This window comes from Kushneria pakistanensis (assembly GCF_014652795.1).
GTDB classification, from domain to species: Bacteria; Pseudomonadota; Gammaproteobacteria; order Pseudomonadales; family Halomonadaceae; genus Kushneria; species Kushneria pakistanensis.
In genome coordinates this window covers 167,083-185,882 of record NZ_BMZM01000004.1, presented here as the reverse complement: position 1 = coordinate 185,882, position 18,800 = coordinate 167,083, and the positions used below count along the sequence as shown (strand labels likewise).

Below are 18,800 nucleotides of genomic sequence, written 5' to 3'. Positions count from 1 at the left end.
TCATCACCATGGCGTCTTCTGCCTTGCCAAAGCGCTCTCCCGCACCCGCCGGTGACGCTGTGACCTTTCGCTGGATGGGCAAGAACGGCCGCGGCGAACGGGTCAGAGGAGACATGCACGGCGTCAGTGAGCATGACATCCGTCGCCAGCTGTCATCGCAGGGCATTGTCGTGACCCGTCTGAGCCGCAAGCGTTCACTGCCCGGCATGGGGCACCGTATCAAGGGTCAGGATATCACCCTGTTCGCCCGTCAGATGGCGACCATGATTCGTGCCGGCGTTCCCCTGCTGCAGTCTCTGGAGGCCGTGGCCAATGGTACCAACCGTCCGGCACTGCGCCATTTCATCGAAACCCTCAAACATGACGTCTCAAGCGGTATGAGCTTTTCCCAGGCGCTGGCAGCGCATCCGCGTCATATCGATCAACTGTTCGTGCATCTGGTCGAGGCCGGCGAGCAGGCAGGCGCCCTTGATCGCATGCTTGACCGCGTGGCCACCAACAAGGAGCGTCTTGATACCCTAAGGGGCCGCGTCCGCAAGGCGCTGTATTATCCTGCCGCCGTCGTGGCTGTCGGTATCGGCGTCACCGCGCTGCTGTTGATCAAGGTCGTGCCACAGTTTGAAAGCATGTTCGCAAGCTTTGGTGCAGAACTGCCGGCCCCGACCCGACTGACCATTGCGCTGTCGGAGGCCGCACAGCACCTGTGGTGGCAGGTACTGCTGGTAACAATGGCCATCGGGTTGTTTACACGCCGCATGCTGGCACGCTCACCAACCCTTGCATTTCAGGCCAGCCGTTTGCTGCTCGGAATTCCCGTGCTGGGACCGGTGATTGAAAGAGCTGCCATTGCGCGTTTTTCACGCACATTGGCCACCACCTTTGCTGCCGGGGTACCGCTGATGTCAGCACTGGAAACGGCCGGCGGCGTCTGCGGCAATCTGGTGTTCGAGCAGGCCATCGAACGTGTCCGTCAGGATGTGAGCACCGGTCAGCAGCTGCATTTTGCGCTGCGGACCACGGGCCTTTTCACCCCCATGGCGCTACAGATGGTCGCCATTGGTGAGGAGTCGGGCTCTCTGGAGGCCATGCTGAACCGGGTAGCTGACTTCTACGATGCCGAAGTCGAAAGCCGGGTTGATACGCTGACCACCTTGATGGAGCCCCTGATTATCGTGGTGCTTGGATCACTGGTCGGCGGTGTGGTGGTCTCGATGTATCTTCCCGTGTTCGATCTTGGCAGCGCCATATAGGAGCCTCGACATGTCTTCGCTGTCCGACCCCTTTTTGCTGTGCATCGTGGCGCTGCTGGCGCTGACGCTGGGCAGCTTTCTCAATGTGGTGATTGCCCGACTGCCGGTGATGCTGTCTCGGCAGTGGACACACGAGGCCCACCAGACGCTGACACTGACGCCCCCGACCCAGCCGCAGACCAGATACAACCTGCTGGTCCCGCGCTCTCATTGCCCTGAATGTGACGCCACCATTGCCTGGCATGACAATATCCCGCTGGTGGGTTATCTGAAGCGCCGGGGGCGCTGCGCACAGTGCAGGTGCCCCATTAGCGTGCAGTATCCGCTGGTCGAGGCAGCCAGCATGGCGCTGGTGCTCTGGGCCGTGTGGCACCATGGCATGACCTTCACCGGGATGGCAATTGCGCTCGCCTGCCTGATCCTGCTGACACTCGCCGTGATTGATTTACGTACCCTGTTGCTGCCGGATGTGCTCACCCTGCCCCTGCTGTGGGGCGGGCTTTTGTATCAGCTGGTGGTGCATCCCGACAGGCTGGCCGAATCCGTCATTGGTGCGGCAGCCGGCTATAGCGTCGCTTGGGGATTTTACTGGCTCTTTCGGCTTGCCAGCGGCCGTGAAGGTCTGGGTCGGGGCGATTTCAAACTGTTGGCGGCACTGGGCGCCTGGTGTGGATGGCAGACACTGCCACTGATTCTGGTGCTGTCAGCCACTACAGGGGCCGTGCTCGGTATCATCATTCAGCTGTTGCTGCCCCGTTTGCGGGGCGCACCGATGCCCTTTGGTCCTTTTCTGAGTGCGGCAGGCATGCTGGTCCTGCTGGGAGGTGATAGGGTGATCGAGCTTTATTACACCATCATTGGCCTTTCTTCGATCTAGATACCATGTACACATTTTCCGCCCCCTGGGATCACAAGGACTATTTGCGGGAGCTTTTATGCTGATTATCGGCCTGACCGGGGGCATTGCTGCCGGCAAGACGACCATTGCCGAAGCCTTCGCGCGGCGCGGTGCAGACTGGGTGGATGTGGATCATCTGGCACGCGAGGTGGTCATGCCTGGTGAACCTGCGCTGGCAGAGATTCACGAACGCTTTGGCGACCGCGTCATGACCGAGCGTGGCGAGCTGGACCGGGCGGCCATGCGCAACATCATTTTCGAGGACGACCAGGCACGCCAGGCCCTTGAGGCCATCACGCATCCACGTATTCGTGAAAGACTGATGCAGCGTCTTGAAACGTTCTCGGGCCCCTACGCTCTGCTGGTGTCACCGCTGCTGCTGGAAACCGACCAGCATCAGCTGGTCAACCGGATTCTGGTGATCGATGTGCCGCCGCAGGAGCAGATCAGAAGGACCTGCGCCCGTGACGGTGTGTCAGAGGCGCAGGCGCGCGCCATTGTCGCCGCCCAGATGTCACGTAACCGACGGCTTGCCAGCGCCGACGACGTTATCGACAATGTCGGCAGCTTTCACGTGGTCGATGCCCGGATCGATCGGCTCGATCTTTTTTACCGCCAGCTTGCCAGGCAGTACAACGCCCCATGAGTGATGAAAATAAACCACCTGTAGTGCCCTGCCCCCAATGCGGCAAGCGTCTTTACTGGACCAGTGACAACCCCTGGCGACCCTTTTGTTCCCAACGTTGCAAGATGATTGATCTGGGCGCCTGGGCCGACGAGTCGCACCGCATTGCCGGTGAACCGGCCATGGATGATGCCAGCCTTGATGAGCTCATGAACCGCATCGAGCGTGGCGATTGACCGCCCGCAATATTCCATGGCCGTAATACGCAGGCCACCCATGAACGCAAAAGGGCCACCCCATCGGGGTGGCCCTTTTTTCTGATAATCGACCTGGCTTAACGCCAGAATTCCCGGATTGAGGCAATCCCCTGCGCACCTACTGCGCGCGCCCGGTCGCCATCATCACGCGTGGTACCGCCTAGGGCATACACCGGCATGGTAACTTCCTCGACCATCTGCTGAAGATCATGCCAGCCGATGGTAACGGCCCCCGGATGACTGGGCGTTTCGCGCACCGGTGACAGCGTTGCAAAATCGCAGCCCAGTCGCTGGGCCTGTGCAATCTGCTCGTTATTATGCGTAGAGGCAGCCAGCCATTTGTCATCACCCACGGGGCGATGCGTCAGTGCCATCAGCTCGCGACTGGGCAGATGCAGCCCATCAGCGTCTACCGCCCTGAACGTGTCCAGCGAGCAATTGAGTATCAGTGATGTCCCATGCTCGCGGCACTTTGCCAGTGTGCGTTCGGCGCGTGCCCGATAGGCCTTTTCATCAAGCTCATGTGCCCGCAGCTGTACCAGCTTGATGCCATCTTCCACCAGCGCGCGCTCGAGCTTGCGATCAAATTCCGCCTCATCGCTGGCCTCACCCGTGATCAGATAATCATGGGGCAGGATAACGGCGCGAATGATAGGGCTGTTGGCGGCCGGAAATGCATAGCGGCCCAGATCATCAGGGTTGACCCATCGTACCGCCTGGCCTTCACGCCCCCAGGGCTCACCCTCGAAATCATGTGTTTCCCAGACATCCAGCAGGATATGCTTGTCGGGATACTCATGATGCACACGAATCAGCGGTTGGGCGCGCTGAATGCTGATACCAAGCTCTTCGCGCAGCTCACGACGCAGCGCTTCAAGCCCGGTTTCATAAGGGGCCAGCTTGCCACCGGGGAATTCCCACAGTCCGCCCTGATCGGCAATCGATGGCCGCCGCGCAATTAGCACCTGGCCCTGATCGTTGAAAATGGCCGCAGCGGCGACATGTACCCTTCTTTTCGGCATGCTGGCATGACCTTTCATGATGCGTGAATATCAATCGGTAAAGGGGGTGAGACCATCTGCTCGCCACCCCGGAACTTAATAATGACAGCGCACAAACAGCGTGCGTCAGCTGCGATAATCGGCATTGATGGAAACGTAATCGTGGGAGAGATCCGAGGTCCAGACCCGCTCCTGTGCCACACCACGTCCCAGACGAATCGTGATATTGATCTCTTCCTCGGCCATGACGGCAGCGCCGGCTTCCTCACGGTATTCCTGCGCGCGGCCACCCTGTCGGGCGATGGTGACGCCATTGATATCGATCGCCACCTGACTGACATCGAAATCGTCGATGGGTACCTTGCCTACTGCCATCAGAAGTCGGCCCCAGTTGGCATCACTGGCATAAAGGGCCGTCTTGACCAGTGGCGAGTGCGCCACACTGAAGGCAACCGCCAGTGCCTCTTCAGTACTGGCCGCCTCCTCGATGGTCACCGTGACAAATTTGGTGGCGCCTTCGCCGTCACGCACAATGGCCTGCGCCAGCGACAGCAGCACGTCGTCCAGAGCGCTGGAAAACTCGGCGAGTGCCTCATCGCTTTCGATGACAGCGCCACGTCCTGTCGCCACCAACGTGCAGGCATCATTGGTAGACGTATCGGAATCAATGGTAATGCGATTGAAACTGCGCTCGACGCTGGCGCGCAAAAGCCCTTGCAGCGCGTCATGCCCGATTGCGGCATCGGTCGCCACAAAGGCCAGCATGGTGGCCATATTGGGGCAGATCATCCCTGCACCCTTGGAGATACCGTTGATGGTGACCGGCTGACCACCCACCGTGATCGTGCGCGTGACGCCCTTGGGACGTGTATCGGTGGTCATGATGCCTTCGGCCGCGGCCTGCCACTGCCCTTCATCCAGTGAAGCCAGCGCCTCGTCCAGACCGTTGCGAATTCGTTCAACCGGCAGCGGCTCGCCAATCACGCCGGTGGAAAAGGGCAATACCTGTTCCGGCAGCCGACCGGTACGCTCTGCAAGTGCCGCACAGCAGGCCAGGGCATCCTTCATGCCCTGCTCCCCGGTGCCGGCATTGGCATTGCCGGTATTGATCAGCAGATAACGCGGCGCGCCATCTGCAAGATGTCGTCGTGCCACATGCACCGGTGCGGCGCAGAAGGCGTTGCGTGTGAAAGTGGCTGCCACATGACTGCCTTCAGCGAGCTCAAAAACGACCAGATCACGACGATCCGCCTTTTTGATGCCTGCCCGGGCAGTGCCCAGCCGCAGCCCTTCGATGCGAGGCATATCGGGAAAATGCGCTTTACCTACGGCCATGATCACTGCCCTCTGCTGTCCATGTTGCCCGCCCGGTGCCGTCATGGCAGCCGGGCAACGTCGCTACGCCAATGACTATCAGTCGAGACTGCCATGGCAGTGCTTGTATTTCTTGCCCGACCCACAGGGGCAGGGATCATTACGCCCTACCTTCGGCTCGTCACGTCGCACGGTCGGGTTCTGCACGGCCTCGGCTGCAGCAACGGCTTCCTCGCTGACTTCCGGTGCCGGGACATCTTCGTGGGCAACATCCTGGCGCGTTAACTCACTGGCCTGCTGCTCACGCTGAAGGTTTTCGCGACGCTCACGCTCCAGCATGTCCGGATCAGCCTGCTGGCGCACCTGTACGTGACTGAGAATGCGCACCACATCAGATTTGATGTTGTGCAAGAGCGTCTGGAATAGCTCGAAGGACTCGCGCTTGTATTCCTGCTTGGGATTTTTCTGCGCGTAACCACGCAGGTGAATGCCGCGACGCAGGTGGTCCATCGACTGCAGATGCTCTTTCCAGCGCGTATCGAGCACCTGGAGCATGACCTGCTTTTCAAAGCGACGCATGGTCTCATCACCCACGCTCGCCTCCTTCGCTGCCCATGCCTGTCGAAGCTGCTCATGCAGCCGCTCGCGCAGCATCTCTTCGTGGAAGCCTTCATCATCGCGCGCCCAGGCAACCACCGGTGCATCAAGGTTGAACTCCTGACGCAGATGCTCTTCAAGACCGGCCAGATCCCACTGCTCGGCCAGACTCTGCGGGGGTACATAGCTTGAGATGGCGTGATCCAGCATCTCGACACGCAGCCCCTGAACATTATCGGAGACGTTGTCGGAAGCCAGAATTTCATCACGCTGATCGTAGACCACACGACGCTGGTCATTGGCTACATCATCGTATTCCAGCAGCTGCTTGCGCATGTCGAAGTTACGACCTTCCACCTTGCGCTGGGCGCGTTCGACCGCGTTGCTGACCATCTTGTGTTCGATGGCTTCGCCCTTTTCAAGGCCCAGCACGCCCATCATCTTCTGCACCCGCTCGGATCCGAACAAACGCATCAGGTTGTCTTCCAGCGACAGGAAAAAGCGGGTCGAGCCCGGGTCGCCCTGACGACCGGCACGCCCGCGCAGCTGGTTGTCGATACGGCGCGATTCATGACGTTCGGTGCCGATCACGTGCAGACCGCCCGCCTCGATAACCGCATCGTGGCGCTTTTTCCATTCGGCCTTGATCGCCTCGATGGCCGCATCGCTCGGGTTATCAAGGCCAGCCACTTCGGACTCCCAGTTGCCGCCCAGCATGATATCGGTACCACGACCGGCCATGTTGGTGGCAATGGTCACCGCCGCCGGACGACCGGCCTGCGCGATGATTTCCGCTTCACGATCATGTTGCTTGGCATTGAGGACGTTGTGGGCCAGCTGCTGCTTGCGCATCATTTCCGAAAGCACCTCGGAGCTTTCGATCGAGGCCGTACCGACCAGAACGGGACGTCCCTCGGCCTGCTTTTCCTTGATGTCTTCAATGATGGCCTCGAACTTCTCCTGGGTCGTCATGAACACCAGGTCGTTGAGGTCCTTGCGCGCGCGGGGCTTGTTGGTCGGAATGACCAGCACATCCAGATCATAGATCTGTCGGAATTCGAAGGCTTCGGTATCGGCCGTACCGGTCATGCCCGAGAGCTTGTCATAGAGACGGAAGTAATTCTGGAAGGTCGTGGATGCCAGCGTCTGGCTTTCCTTTTGAACTTCCACGTTTTCCTTGGCTTCAACGGCCTGGTGCAGGCCTTCGGACCAGCGCCGGCCGTGCATGGTACGCCCGGTATGCTCATCGACGATGATGACCTCACCCTTGGCGACCACGTAATCTACATCACGGTGGAAAAGATGCTTGGCCCTCAGCGCGGCACTGACGTGATGCAAAAGTCCCAGGTTATGGGCGGCATACAGGGAGTCTTCCTCGGGCAGCAGACTCGCCTGACGCAGGATATTTTCGATCTCGTTGTGGCCACGCTCGGTCAGCTCGATCTGCTTTTGCTTTTCATCAATGATGAAATCGCCAGTCTCGGGATCCTCGGGGTCCTCGCAGGGCGTCAGCGCGGCCACCAGTTGATGAATGGTGCGATAGATATCGACGTTTTCATCCACGGGACCTGAGATGATCAACGGCGTGCGCGCCTCATCGATCAGAATCGAGTCAACTTCATCGATGATGGCGTAATGGAGCCTGCGCTGGACCTTTTCGCCCTGTGAAAAGGCCATGTTATCGCGCAGATAATCAAAGCCGTATTCATTGTTGGTGCCGTAGGTAATATCACAGGCATAGGCATCGCGTTTTTCACGCGGCTGCTGACCCGAGTAAATGACACCGACGGACAGACCCAAGAATTCATACAGCGGACGCATCCAGTCAGCATCACGACGCGCCAGATAATCGTTGACCGTGACCACATGCACGCCCAGTCCCGGCAGCGCATTGAGATAAACGGCGAGCGTAGCAACAAGTGTCTTGCCCTCGCCGGTTTTCATCTCGGCAATACGGCCGTCATTGAGCGCCATGCCGCCAATCATCTGGACATCAAACTGACGCATGCCCATGACGCGTTTAGTGGCCTCGCGCACGGTAGCGAAGGCTTCAGGCAGGAGCTTTTCAAGCGCTTCGCCATTGGCAAGGCGCTCACGGAATCGGGTCGTCTGCTGCTGCAGTGCACTGTCATCCAGTGCACTGACGGATTCTTCCAGGGCGTTGATCTGCGCAACTGTCTTGCGCATGCGTCTGATATCACGGTCGTTCTTGCTGCCGACCATCTTGCGTAACAGCGTATTCAGCATCTCTTTATCCTGTGTCGTCGTGTCATGTCATTCACAAAAAGTGTGACACGTCGAAGGCGGACCCCGGCGCGATAGCACATCATGACCTGTCGACATGCCAAGCCAAGGTCGACCAGGCAGGACCATGCGTACGATACACAGCAGGGCCACTGACAGGCACCACAAGCGTAATACCAGTCGCCTGATGCGATAACGACGACGAGACTCGGCGCGAATATGTTCGGGCGAATGAAAGCAGATCCGGATCAGCCGAGCAGCGCTGCCATCAAGGCGAGCGTCAGCCATGCCTATTGGCAGGAGACAGCCAATCAGAAGGCCAGCCAGCCACCATCGGGTTCTAAAGCCCCGGGGCAGACGGAATGTGCGAGCGGGATGGGTCATGCTGTCAATCTGAGGATCAGCCGTGATAAATTGGCGCCATCCTTAATGATCGCGCGGCAGGGCCATGAGTATAAAGGGTAAAGGAGTACGCGCCCAGCCCGTGGGGCAATTGTTACGCACCCGCGGCTCTCTGGCGCCACTGATCCATACGGCTGGCATCCTCCTTGAAGCCCAGGAACACCTTCTGAAGGCATTGCCCGATGAGCTTCAGGATCATGTCCGCGTCGGCGGCTACCATGATGGCAACCTGACGCTGATGACTGATCGTGCTGTCTGGCTGACGTGGCTGCGTTTTGAGCGCCAGCGTCTTCTGTCCCTGTTGCGACAGCTTCCCGCCTTTCAGGATCTTGCAGGACTTACCTTCAAGGTTCGTCCCATTCGGCCCGTCTATACGCCACACGCCCGGACTCGTGAACTTCCGGAAGCCGCTGCCTCCCAGCTTCGTGATTGTGCACGCGATATTACAAGCCCTCGTCTCAAGAAATCACTTGAGCGTCTGGCTTCACATGCACGCCAAGACAGTGAACAAGCCTTGATGACCCGCACAAAAAAGGGCACCGATCAGTGATCGGTGCCCTCGCATGCTGTTTGATGTCCTGCTGGCGCAACCCGAAGAATTACATGGCCATGGCAGGCTCGGAGTAGGAAATCGGCGAGGTCTCGCGATCCTCGAAGGTCACGACTTCGAAGGCTTCCTGATGCTGAAGCAGCGCGCGCACCAGCTGATTGTTGAGCCCGTGACCGGACTTGTAGCCACGAAACTCGCCAATCAGGCTATAGCCCAGCTGGTAAAGATCACCGATGGCATCGAGCACCTTGTGACGCACAAATTCATCTTCGTAGCGAAGGCCATCTTCGTTAAGAATACGGTATTCATCGACAACAATCGCGTTGTCGAGACTGCCGCCCAGCGCCAGATTCTGGGAACGGAGAAATTCGATATCGCGCATAAAACCAAAGGTACGGGCGCGACTGACTTCCTTCACAAACGACGTGGTCGAGAAATCAACGCTTGTCGTCTGTTTCTGGCTGGCAAAGACAGGGTGATCAAAGTCAATGGCAAAGCTGACCTTGAAGCCGTCATGTGGCAGGAAGGTGGCATACTTGTCGCCATCCCTGACCGTCAGCTCCTGCTTGATGCGGATGAACTTCTTGGCCGCTTCCTGTTCAGCAATACCTGCCGACTGAATCAGAAACACAAACGGGCCGGCGCTGCCATCCATAATGGGCACTTCAGGCTCGCTGAGATCGACAAAGGCATTATCGATTCCCAGCCCTGCGAAGGCCGACATCAGATGTTCAACGGTCGATACACGCACATCGCCCACAGCGACGGCAGTGCACATGGTTGTAAAATGGACGTTTTCCGGATGCGCCGGGATGCGAACCACCGGGTCCAAGTCAGTACGTACAAAAACGATTCCGGTGTTGACCGGTGCCGGACGCAGGGTCAGGTAAACCTTTTTACCTGAATGCAGACCAACGCCTGTCGCACGGATGGTGTTCTGTAGGGTTCTTTGACGGATCATAGTCTGGGCTACCAGGCAGGAAACATTCAAACAGTTGTTTATATGGTAACAGTTCCCTTGGTATTCGACAACGAACAGTGTTCGATTAGTCGACCATTATCTTTATTATTACCATCATAAAATTCGGCGACCCCGAAGGGCCGCCCAATCAAATCAATCTGCCTGACGACGCAGGAAGGCAGGAATATCCAGATAGTCATCCATTTCCTGCGACTTTTGACGCCGCTCGCGGGATGCCTTCTGCTGCTCCTTTTCCTTCTCCTTTTCACGCGTATCGCGTGAAGCGGCCTGCTGGCGAGAAACCGCCGGCTGACGTGCCATGCGACGATAGTCAGACTGATCACTGCGGGAAGCCTGGGTCTGACGTGGCGTAGCCTTCTCTACACGACCATCAAGCCCTGCGGCCACAACGGTGACGCGCAGATCGTCGGTCATGTCCATGTCGATGGCAGTACCTACCACGATGGTAGCATCCTGAGAAGCGAACTCCTGGACGGTTGCGCCTACATCATTGAACTCGCCGATGGAGAGATCCGGGCCAGCCGTAATATTGACCAGAATGCCGCGGGCACCGTTGAGATCAATATCTTCCAGCAGCGGACTGCGAATGGCCTTCTCGGCAGCTTCACGCGCGCGGTTTTCACCCATGGCCGTACCGCTGCCCATCATGGCCATGCCCATTTCGGACATCACCGTGCGTACGTCAGCAAAGTCGACGTTGATGATACCCGGGCTGGTAATCAGCTCGGCGATGCCCTGCACCGCACCCAGCAGCACATCATTGGCAGCGCTGAATGCCGTCAACAGACTGGCATTCTTGCCCAGCACCGTCAGCAGCTTTTCATTGGGAATGGTAATCAGGGAATCAACATGCTCGGAGAGCTCCTTCATGCCCTCCTCGGCAGCACGCTGACGCTTGGGACCTTCAAAGGGGAAGGGACGCGTGACAACCGCCACGGTCAGAATGCCCAGTTCCTTGGCCACCTGTGCCACGACCGGTGCACCACCCGTCCCGGTACCACCACCCATGCCAGCAGTGATGAATACCATATCAGCGCCCTGCAAAAGCTCGGCAATACGCTCGCGGTCTTCCATGGCAGCCTGACGGCCGACTTCCGGGTTCGCCCCGGCACCCAATCCCTTGGTAATTTCACTGCCCAGCTGCAAAACGGTCTTGGCAGCAACTCTCTTGAGCGCCTGCGCATCGGTGTTCGCGCAGATGAATTCAACGCCTTCGATATTGCTTTCGACCATGTGGTTGACGGCGTTGCCGCCGCCGCCACCTACGCCGATTACCTTGATTACCGCGCTGCTGGATGGCGCATTGTCTACAAGCTCAAACATAACCCCGTCTCCTGGACCGCCAAGGCAGTCCTGTCAGAAATTTCCTTTTAACCAGCCCTTGATCCGCGTAATGGTTGAGGAGAGCCGCTCGTTGTCCGGGCGCTCGGACTGGTAACGTCTTGGCTGCTCATCCCGGCGGGGTTGGGCCGTAGAACGCGAGTAGCGAGAATATTTCATGCCGTAGAGTAACAAACCAACGCCGGTCGAATAAATTGGATTGCGCACGACATCTGCAAGCCCTCGCACGTTCTGCGGACAGGCAATACGTACCGGCATATGGAATATCTCTTCTGCCAGCTCACCCACCCCTTCCATTCTTGAAGTGCCACCTGTCAACACGATACCGGCGGCCACCAGATCTTCATACCCGCTGCGTCGAAGCTCTTCACGCACCAGTGTAAAAAGTTCCTCATACCGAGGCTCTACCACTTCTGCCAGATGCTGTCTGGAAAGATCACGTGCGGGACGATCGCCCACGCTTGGTACCTTGATCATCTCATCACTGGACGCCAGCTGCGTCAGCGCACAGGCATACTTGACCTTGATGTCTTCTGCATACTGGGTCGGCGTACGCAGGGCCATGGCAATATCGTTGGTGACCTGATCACCTGCGATGGGGATGACCGCCGTATGTCGAATGGCGCCTTCGGTAAAGACAGCGATATCGGTTGTGCCGCCACCGATATCCACCATGCAGACACCCAGCTCACGCTCATCCTCGGTCAGTACGGCATGGCTTGATGCCAGCTGTTCAAGAATGATGTCATCCACTTCCAGACCACAGCGGCGCACGCACTTTTCGATGTTCTGAACTGCATTGAGGGCAGCCGTGACCAGATGCACACGCGCCTCAAGACGTACGCCCGACATGCCCAGCGGCTCACGAATACCCTCCTGGGTATCAATGGCATATTCCTGCGGCAAGACGTGCAGGATTCGCTGACCTTCAGAAATGGCACGTGCACGGGCAGAATCAATGACACGATCGATATCGGACGGTGCCACTTCACGTTCCTTGATGGCAACGACACCATCTGAATTCATGGAACTGATATGGCTGCCTGCGATACCGACATAGACAGAATGAATGTCACATCCTGCCATGAGTTCGGCTTCTTCCACGGCGCGTTGAATGGACTGCACCGTGGATTCAATATTGATGACCACCCCCTTTTTCATGCCATGCGAGGGGTGGGAACCGATGCCGGCGATCTCTATACCGCCGTCATCAGTGGGTTGTCCAACAATGGCGACAACCTTGGATGTTCCGATATCCAGCCCGACGACCATATTGGAAGCGTTGGTTTCTCCTGCCATAGGTCGGGCCTACTCCCTGATCAACCTGTTAATACGCACAATTATCTCAATCGCATCCAATTAAAAAAGTAACTGGCGTAATTACGCGTTAATAATACTGAAAAGCCTTACCGAGAATACGGTGATTTTAAGGCGAAAGAAATACCCATTACCCTTCATAACCCCTGTTTTTACGCAACTTAACGAGAACGTTCCAATTATTTATCCGAATTATCATTCTCGGGCTCATTTTCGCCGTGCCATGCTACCGAGACCCCGTTGGGATAACGTAGATCAATATAGCGAATATCGTTGCGACCGGCTGAAAGACCACGCTGCCAGGCGGTAATAAAACGCTCAAGACGCATGTCCAGATCCGTTCTTCCCAGCATGATCCAGAAAGCATTATCAAGCTGTACCCGCCAGGCACCACGGGGTTCGAGACGAAGCTGCGTAATGGTCATGCCCAGACGCGCAAACTGCTTTTTGAGTGCATCATAGTAGGCAAGCACTTCGGGCCCGCTGCCCTTTGGACCTGCCAGCCAAGGTCGTTCGCCAACATTACTGATGGGGCCAGCTGCAAAGGGCTCCCCCTGGGCATTAAGCAGTGAGTCATCATTCCACCAGGCCACGGGACGCTGTTCATAGAGCTCAAACGTCAGGGCATCCGGCCAGCGCCTTGAAAGACGAACATCCTTGAGCCACGGGACCTCAAGTGCCTCGGCACGCAGCTGGCCGATATCCACGGACAACCAGCTCTCTCCGGCAATCAGGGGTGAGAGCTGATCCTGCAGATAGGCGGCGTTGACATACTCAAGGTCACCTCTGATGGACACCCGTTCAATGGGCTTGTCCAGCCATATCCAGAGCGTACGCCCACCGGCCACCAGCAGTGCCACGATAAGAATCAGCCCGAGCAGGCGGTTGGAAGTGGCCGTTGTCATGGCATGTCCTGCACCAGAGCGCAGGTCCCGAAAGCCTGAATCATTACAGGGTGACCCCCTTGAGCCTGAGCTCACACTGGGCTAGCGCAGTGCTGATGCCGCCAATATCGCCAGCGCCCTGTGTGATCAGAATATCGTTGTCATCCAGCACATTGTTCAAGACCTCTGCGAGCGCTTCGCGACTTTCGATGAAAAGCGGCGCTGTCTGACCACGCTGACGAATGGAGCCCGCCAGCGCCCGCGAATCGGCACCTGTAATGGGCGCCTCTCCGGCACTGTAGACATCCAGCAACAGAAGCTGATCCACCCCCGACAGCACCCGAACGAAATCCTCATAAAGATCATGGGTTCTGGAATAGCGATGTGGCTGATAGATCATGACCAGTCGGCGATCAGGCCAGCCCTCTCGAACAGCGCGAATGACCATTTCCACTTCGCGGGGATGATGCCCATAGTCATCCACCAGCATTACCGGCAGGTCATGACGGGTGCTATCGGGCAGGCAATAGTGTCCCTGCACCTGAAAACGCCGTCCTACCCCGGCAAACCCTGCCAGCGCCCGAACGATTGCTTCATCGCTGACACCGGCATCCGTGGCTACCGCAATCGCCGCCATGGCGTTAAGCGCATTGTGGCGTCCGGGCATGGCCAGTCGAACGGCAATCGGTGCATGCGGCGCAGGTCGATATGCCGTAAACGAGACGGTATCGCCTTGCTGGGAGAAATCGCTGATCCGGTAATCGGCGTCCTCATCAAAACCATAGGTAACAAAATGGCGTTGAATCCTGGGCAGCAGTTCACGCACGACCGGATCATCCAGACAGACAATCGCCAGACCGTAGAAAGGCAGGTTATGCAGAAACTCGATGAAGGTATCCTGCAATCTTCCGAAATCACCTTCATAGGTTGCCATGTGATCGGCATCGATATTGGTCACGATGGCCGTCATCGGCTGAAGATGCAGAAAGGAGGCGTCGGATTCGTCGGCCTCGGCGACCAGATAATCGCCCTCCCCCAGCTGCGCGTTGCTGCCGGCACTGGTGAGTCGCCCACCAATCACAAAGGTAGGGTCCAGGCCACCCTCGGCCAGTAGCGTTGCCGTCAGACTGGTAGTGGTGGTCTTGCCATGCGTTCCGGCTACGGCAATGCCATGGCGAAAGCGCATCAGCTCGGCAAGCATTTCAGCGCGACGCACGACCGGCACCCGGTGTTCACGCGCCATCATGACTTCAGGATTGGTCGGATCCACTGCGCTGGAAACCACCACCACGTCAGCATCACGCACATTGTCGCCATGGTGACCTATGGCCACACGAATGCCGCACTGACGCAGATGCGTGACGACCGCCGACTCGCGCAGGTCGCTACCGCTGACACAAAACCCCTGATTGGCCAGTACTTCGGCAATGCCACACATGCCGGAGCCGCCAATCCCTACAAAATGAATACAGCGTATACGACGCATACCGCTGCGTGCCTGCATCTGATTATTCAAAACCTGTCTCCATACAGCCTCGGGCCATGATGTCGGTCGCCTCCAGCTGCGCCACGCTTCTGGCACGCTGCCCCATTTCCACCAGCCGGTGAGCATCCAGCAGTTCAGCAAGCGTGTCACTCAATGTCTGCACACTCATCTGCGCCTGGGGAACCAACTGCGCTGCACCGGCCTTCAACAGATAGTTTGCATTGATGGTCTGATGGTCATCCACGGCATGTGGAAACGGCACCAGAAGCGATGCCCTGCCTGCTGCCGCCAGCTCGGTCACCGTCAGCGCACCGCTGCGACACACCACCAGATCGGCCCATTCATAGGCCTGTGCCATGTCACCAATAAAATCGGATACGGTGGCCTCGACGCCGGCGGCCTGATAGGCCGCAATGGTCGCGGCATCCTTGTTTTTACCTGCCTGATGGCGCACTTCGGGACGCACCTCGGGCGCAAGTCGCGCCAGAGCTTCAGGCACCCGCTCATTGAGCACCTGCGCACCCAGAGAGCCGCCGACCACCAATAGTCTCAGCGGCCGTCCCATCAGTGTTTCGATCTTCTGGGGAATTTCCCCGATCGCGGCAATTTCCTGGCGCACGGGATTGCCGATCACGACCGGGTGGCGCGACGCCGGGAAAGCATCCGGAAAGGCGGCATAAACGCGCCTGGCCAGCCGCGCCAGCGCCTTGTTGGTCATGCCCGGCAGCGCATTCTGCTCATGAATGACCAGGGGCCTTTTCATCAGCCAGGCGGCCAGCCCACCCGGGCCACTGGCAAATCCGCCCAGACCGACCACCAGCGAGACATCCAGTGACCCGATGATGCGACGAGCCTGAACCACGGCCTTCCAGAGCCGCCAGGGCGCTTTCAGCCATCCCAGCGTACCGTTGCCGCGCAATCCAACAATGGAGACGTGATGCAGGGGAATGCCGGCCTCGGGCACCAGGGTGTTTTCAATACCCCTTGGGGTACCCAGCCAGTGGACCTCGATGCCCCTTGCCTGTAACGCGCGTGCCAGAGACAGCGCCGGGACGACGTGGCCGCCGGTACCGCCGGCCATGATCAATGCCTTTCGGGATCCGGTACTCATGCCGGCACCTCCGCAGCAGTACTGCGAGAACGCTTGCGCGCGGCACGACGGCGCCCTCTCGTTTCACCATCAACGCGCAAAAGCAGTCCCACCATGGCGCCGCTGACCATCAGGCTCGAGCCACCATAGCTCAAAAGCGGTAGCGTCAGCCCCTTGGTCGGCAAAAGCCCGGCATTGACCGCCACATTGATAAAGGACTGCGAGGCGAAAATGATGCCAATGCCATAGCAGACGTAGGCGGCAAAGAGATGGCCGCTCTCCTCGGCATTGCGTCCAATGCGAAAGCAGCGATAGACCAGAATGGCGAAAAGGCCGACCGAACCCACGGCACCCAGCATACCAAGCTCTTCTGCCAATACCGAAAACACGAAGTCGGTATGGGCCTCGGGAAGATAAAAGAGCTTTTGCACACTGTTGCCCAGCCCCAGTCCGCTCCAGCCGCCGCGCCCGAAGGCGATCAGTGCCTGGGTCAGCTGATAACCCGAACCGTACTGGTTGGCCCACGGGTCAAGAAAACTGGCAATACGCGCCAGACGGTAGGGTTCCGATATTGCGACAAAGGCGCCCAGTGTCACCACACCACCCGCCAGCAGCAGAAAGCGCCACAGCGATGCTCCTGCCAGCAGCAAAACGCCCATGGTAGCGGCCAGCATCACAACCGCCGCGCCGTAGTCCGGCTCCAGAATCAGCAGAATACCCAGCGAAAAGGTCAGCATCAGGGGTGCCATGAAGCCCCACCAACTGCGACGAAGCCGGGTAAGATGCCGCTCGGTATAACCGGCGATGTAGATAATCAGGCAGAACTTGGCGACTTCGGAGGCCTGAAGGTTGATGGGACCAAGGTGAATCCAGCGTCGGCTGCCGTTGACCTCGCGCCCCACGATCAGCACGGCTGCCAGCAAAATGGCGGCCATGAGCAACAGCGTGGGACCGTTGGCCCGCCACCACACCGACGGAACACGCATGACGAGAAGCGCAATGGATATGGAGGCAAGAACAAAGATGCCGTGCCGGGTGCTGTAATACCACGGATTGCCGGTCTGGCTGCTGGCGACTTCGGTCGACGCCGACGTCACCATGATCCAGCCAATCATCAGCAGGGTAATGGCCGAAAGCACCAGCCAGCCATCGATGACATGGCGCTCGGTGGAAAAACGTTCTGCCAGAGGTTTCATGAGTGAGGCTGCCACTGTTTGAGCCACGCGCAGAAAGCCTCTCCACGCGCTTCGAAGTTGTCGAACTGATCAAGACTGGCACAGGCAGGCGACAACAGTACGGCGTCACCTGGCTGCGCCACGCCCATGGCATGTTGCATGGCCTGCTCAAGCGTGTCCACGACCACAACCGTCACTGCGGTGTGCAGTGCCTGTGCCAGCTGTTCACGATCACGCCCATAGACCACAACGGCTCGGGCATGACTGGCAAGCGGTGCCGCCAGTGGCGTAAAGTCAGCGCCCTTCCCCATCCCGCCGGCCAGCAGGATCAACCGGCCGGTCAGCGTTACCCCAATGCCTTCAATGGCGGCAAGGGTGGCCCCCACGTTGGTCCCCTTGGAGTCATTGATCCAGCTCACCCCATCAATATCGGCGACCCGCTGCGCCCGGTGCGGCAGTCCTGCAAAATGCGCCACCGTATTGATCATGCCATCACGTGACCAGTCTGCCTCATGGCCGACGGCCAGTGCCGCCAGTACGTTGAGCCGATTATGCTGCCCCGGCATCGTGACGTCGTGCGCGGCCATGACTGCCTGCTCCCCCTGCATGAGCCAGACATCCCCATCACGCTCGGCAAGCCCCCAGTTATTGCTCTCCGGCCTGTCACTGCCAAAGGAGATGACGCGCGCTACCTGCGCGCGCTCGCATGGCATCGTGGCAGGATCATCACGATTGACAATCGCCACGCCGGCACCATTGAAGATCTGCTGTTTGGCATGCGCGTAGCCCGCCAGGCCGTCATGTCGGTCCAGATGGTCACTGCTGAGATTAAGATGAACAGCAATATCGGCGTTCAGCTGTGGCGTCGTTTCCAGCTGAAAGGAAGAAAGCTCCAGTACAAAACACGCAGCCGTTGGCTGTTGCGCCAGTAGTGTCAGCGCCGGCGTGCCAAGATTGCCCCCTACCGCTACCTCAATACCGCAGGCGCGAGCCATGTCACCGACAAGGGTTGTCACGGTTGATTTGGCATTGGAACCGGTAATGGCAATCAGCATCGGACGCTGCGCAAGCTCACCCAGGGCTTCCACGAACAGTGCTGTCTCGCCAATAATTTCAAGACCGGGCAACGCCAGCCCCGGCGTGCGGGTATCCACGCCGGGGCTTAAAACGATTCGTCGTGCCTTTTGCAGATCAAGCTCACGCAGATCACCACAATGCACATCAACGTGCGGGTAAAGACGCTGAAATTCAGCAAGCCCCGATGGCTGGAGGCGAGTGTCCGCCATGACAAAGGGCTCACCCCGGCGCGTCAGATGTTCTGCAATCGCCATGCCTGAGCGGCCCAGCCCGACAACCACGCTATGGTGTGACTCAATCAACATGTCAG

At 58.4% G+C, this 18,800-nt stretch carries 16 protein-coding genes; 5 read left to right on the top strand and 11 right to left on the bottom strand.

Annotated elements, in window-relative coordinates; genetic code table 11:
• The first annotated feature begins 8 nt into the window (after positions 1–8).
• Genes IE123_RS14405 through yacG form a run of 4 tightly spaced genes read left to right on the top strand, consistent with a single transcriptional unit; the run spans position 9 to position 3,009 of the window.
• Positions 9–1,250 (top strand): type II secretion system F family protein, encoded by a 1,242-nt coding sequence (locus IE123_RS14405; protein WP_189519470.1) that lies wholly within the window; start codon positions 9–11, stop codon positions 1,248–1,250.
• A 10-nt stretch (positions 1,251–1,260) separates the two neighbouring features.
• Entirely contained in the window at positions 1,261–2,127 is an 867-nt protein-coding gene (locus IE123_RS14400) for a prepilin peptidase (RefSeq protein ID WP_189519468.1), read from the top strand.
• A 58-nt stretch (positions 2,128–2,185) separates the two neighbouring features.
• Positions 2,186–2,794 carry a dephospho-CoA kinase gene (coaE, locus tag IE123_RS14395; protein ID WP_189519466.1) on the top strand — a complete coding sequence of 203 codons (609 nt, stop codon included), beginning with the start codon at positions 2,186–2,188 and terminating at the stop codon, positions 2,792–2,794.
• Positions 2,791–3,009, top strand: a complete 219-nt coding sequence (yacG, locus tag IE123_RS14390) for a DNA gyrase inhibitor YacG (protein WP_189519463.1) — start codon at positions 2,791–2,793, stop codon at positions 3,007–3,009. Before coaE ends, yacG begins: the two co-directional genes overlap by 4 nt.
• Positions 3,010–3,107: 98 nt before the next feature.
• Here the strand turns inward: yacG and IE123_RS14385 are convergent, their stop codons facing one another.
• From IE123_RS14385 to secA, 3 genes are all read right to left on the bottom strand, one after another.
• On the bottom strand, positions 3,108–4,052 hold the full coding sequence (locus IE123_RS14385) for a Nudix family hydrolase (RefSeq protein WP_189519461.1): 945 nt from the start codon (positions 4,050–4,052) through the stop codon (positions 3,108–3,110).
• A 105-nt stretch (positions 4,053–4,157) separates the two neighbouring features.
• Entirely contained in the window at positions 4,158–5,366 is a 1,209-nt protein-coding gene (gene argJ, locus IE123_RS14380) for a bifunctional glutamate N-acetyltransferase/amino-acid acetyltransferase ArgJ (RefSeq protein WP_189519459.1), read from the bottom strand.
• A 78-nt stretch (positions 5,367–5,444) separates the two neighbouring features.
• Positions 5,445–8,189, bottom strand: a complete 2,745-nt coding sequence (secA, locus tag IE123_RS14375; RefSeq protein WP_189519457.1) for a preprotein translocase subunit SecA — start codon at positions 8,187–8,189, stop codon at positions 5,445–5,447.
• A gap of 445 nt (positions 8,190–8,634) precedes the next feature.
• Here secA and IE123_RS14370 point away from each other — a divergent pair, with 445 nt between their 5' ends.
• Positions 8,635–9,138 carry a DUF721 domain-containing protein gene (locus tag IE123_RS14370; protein WP_189519455.1) on the top strand — a complete coding sequence of 168 codons (504 nt, stop codon included), beginning with the start codon at positions 8,635–8,637 and terminating at the stop codon, positions 9,136–9,138.
• Between the two features lie 49 nt (positions 9,139–9,187).
• Here IE123_RS14370 and lpxC read toward each other — a convergent pair whose 3' ends face one another.
• The 8 genes from lpxC to murD form a co-directional block, all read right to left on the bottom strand.
• Positions 9,188–10,099, bottom strand: a complete 912-nt coding sequence (lpxC, locus tag IE123_RS14365) for a UDP-3-O-acyl-N-acetylglucosamine deacetylase (protein ID WP_189519453.1) — start codon at positions 10,097–10,099, stop codon at positions 9,188–9,190.
• 153 nt (positions 10,100–10,252) lie between these two features.
• Positions 10,253–11,443, bottom strand: coding sequence for a cell division protein FtsZ (ftsZ, locus tag IE123_RS14360; RefSeq protein ID WP_189519451.1), 1,191 nt, complete (start codon positions 11,441–11,443; stop codon positions 10,253–10,255).
• A gap of 33 nt (positions 11,444–11,476) precedes the next feature.
• Positions 11,477–12,760 carry a cell division protein FtsA gene (gene ftsA / locus IE123_RS14355; protein ID WP_189519449.1) on the bottom strand — a complete coding sequence of 428 codons (1,284 nt, stop codon included), beginning with the start codon at positions 12,758–12,760 and terminating at the stop codon, positions 11,477–11,479.
• Positions 12,761–12,957: 197 nt separating this feature from the next.
• Positions 12,958–13,683: a cell division protein FtsQ/DivIB gene (locus IE123_RS14350; protein ID WP_189519447.1), complete on the bottom strand. Its 726-nt coding sequence runs from the start codon at positions 13,681–13,683 to the stop codon at positions 12,958–12,960.
• Between the two features lie 43 nt (positions 13,684–13,726).
• On the bottom strand, positions 13,727–15,148 hold the full coding sequence (gene murC / locus IE123_RS14345) for a UDP-N-acetylmuramate--L-alanine ligase (RefSeq protein ID WP_373295809.1): 1,422 nt from the start codon (positions 15,146–15,148) through the stop codon (positions 13,727–13,729).
• Positions 15,149–15,170: 22 nt separating this feature from the next.
• Complete coding sequence (murG, locus tag IE123_RS14340; protein ID WP_189519445.1) at positions 15,171–16,259, bottom strand: undecaprenyldiphospho-muramoylpentapeptide beta-N-acetylglucosaminyltransferase; 1,089 nt, start codon at positions 16,257–16,259, stop codon at positions 15,171–15,173.
• Positions 16,256–17,434, bottom strand: a complete 1,179-nt coding sequence (gene ftsW, locus IE123_RS14335) for a putative lipid II flippase FtsW (RefSeq protein ID WP_189519443.1) — start codon at positions 17,432–17,434, stop codon at positions 16,256–16,258. The genes murG and ftsW overlap by 4 nt, the downstream gene beginning before the upstream one ends.
• Positions 17,431–18,795, bottom strand: coding sequence for a UDP-N-acetylmuramoyl-L-alanine--D-glutamate ligase (gene murD / locus IE123_RS14330; RefSeq protein ID WP_189519441.1), 1,365 nt, complete (start codon positions 18,793–18,795; stop codon positions 17,431–17,433). Before murD ends, ftsW begins: the two co-directional genes overlap by 4 nt.
• Positions 18,796–18,800 lie beyond the last annotated feature (5 nt).

Bases quoted from the DNA above. Each gene is read 5' to 3' on its own strand.
- IE123_RS14405 (WP_189519470.1), top strand. From the start codon at position 9: ATGGCGTCTTCTGCCTTGCCAAAGCGCTCTCCCGCACCCGCCGGTGAC.
- IE123_RS14400 (WP_189519468.1), top strand. From the start codon at position 1,261: ATGTCTTCGCTGTCCGACCCCTTTTTGCTGTGCATCGTGGCGCTGCTG.
- coaE (WP_189519466.1), top strand. From the start codon at position 2,186: ATGCTGATTATCGGCCTGACCGGGGGCATTGCTGCCGGCAAGACGACC.
- yacG (WP_189519463.1), top strand. From the start codon at position 2,791: ATGAGTGATGAAAATAAACCACCTGTAGTGCCCTGCCCCCAATGCGGC.
- IE123_RS14385 (WP_189519461.1), bottom strand. From the start codon at position 4,052: ATGCCGAAAAGAAGGGTACATGTCGCCGCTGCGGCCATTTTCAACGAT.
- argJ (WP_189519459.1), bottom strand. From the start codon at position 5,366: ATGGCCGTAGGTAAAGCGCATTTTCCCGATATGCCTCGCATCGAAGGG.
- secA (WP_189519457.1), bottom strand. From the start codon at position 8,189: ATGCTGAATACGCTGTTACGCAAGATGGTCGGCAGCAAGAACGACCGT.
- IE123_RS14370 (WP_189519455.1), top strand. From the start codon at position 8,635: ATGAGTATAAAGGGTAAAGGAGTACGCGCCCAGCCCGTGGGGCAATTG.
- lpxC (WP_189519453.1), bottom strand. From the start codon at position 10,099: ATGATCCGTCAAAGAACCCTACAGAACACCATCCGTGCGACAGGCGTT.
- ftsZ (WP_189519451.1), bottom strand. From the start codon at position 11,443: ATGTTTGAGCTTGTAGACAATGCGCCATCCAGCAGCGCGGTAATCAAG.
- ftsA (WP_189519449.1), bottom strand. From the start codon at position 12,760: ATGGCAGGAGAAACCAACGCTTCCAATATGGTCGTCGGGCTGGATATC.
- IE123_RS14350 (WP_189519447.1), bottom strand. From the start codon at position 13,683: ATGACAACGGCCACTTCCAACCGCCTGCTCGGGCTGATTCTTATCGTG.
- murC (WP_373295809.1), bottom strand. From the start codon at position 15,148: ATGCGTCGTATACGCTGTATTCATTTTGTAGGGATTGGCGGCTCCGGC.
- murG (WP_189519445.1), bottom strand. From the start codon at position 16,259: ATGAGTACCGGATCCCGAAAGGCATTGATCATGGCCGGCGGTACCGGC.
- ftsW (WP_189519443.1), bottom strand. From the start codon at position 17,434: ATGAAACCTCTGGCAGAACGTTTTTCCACCGAGCGCCATGTCATCGAT.
- murD (WP_189519441.1), bottom strand. From the start codon at position 18,795: ATGTTGATTGAGTCACACCATAGCGTGGTTGTCGGGCTGGGCCGCTCA.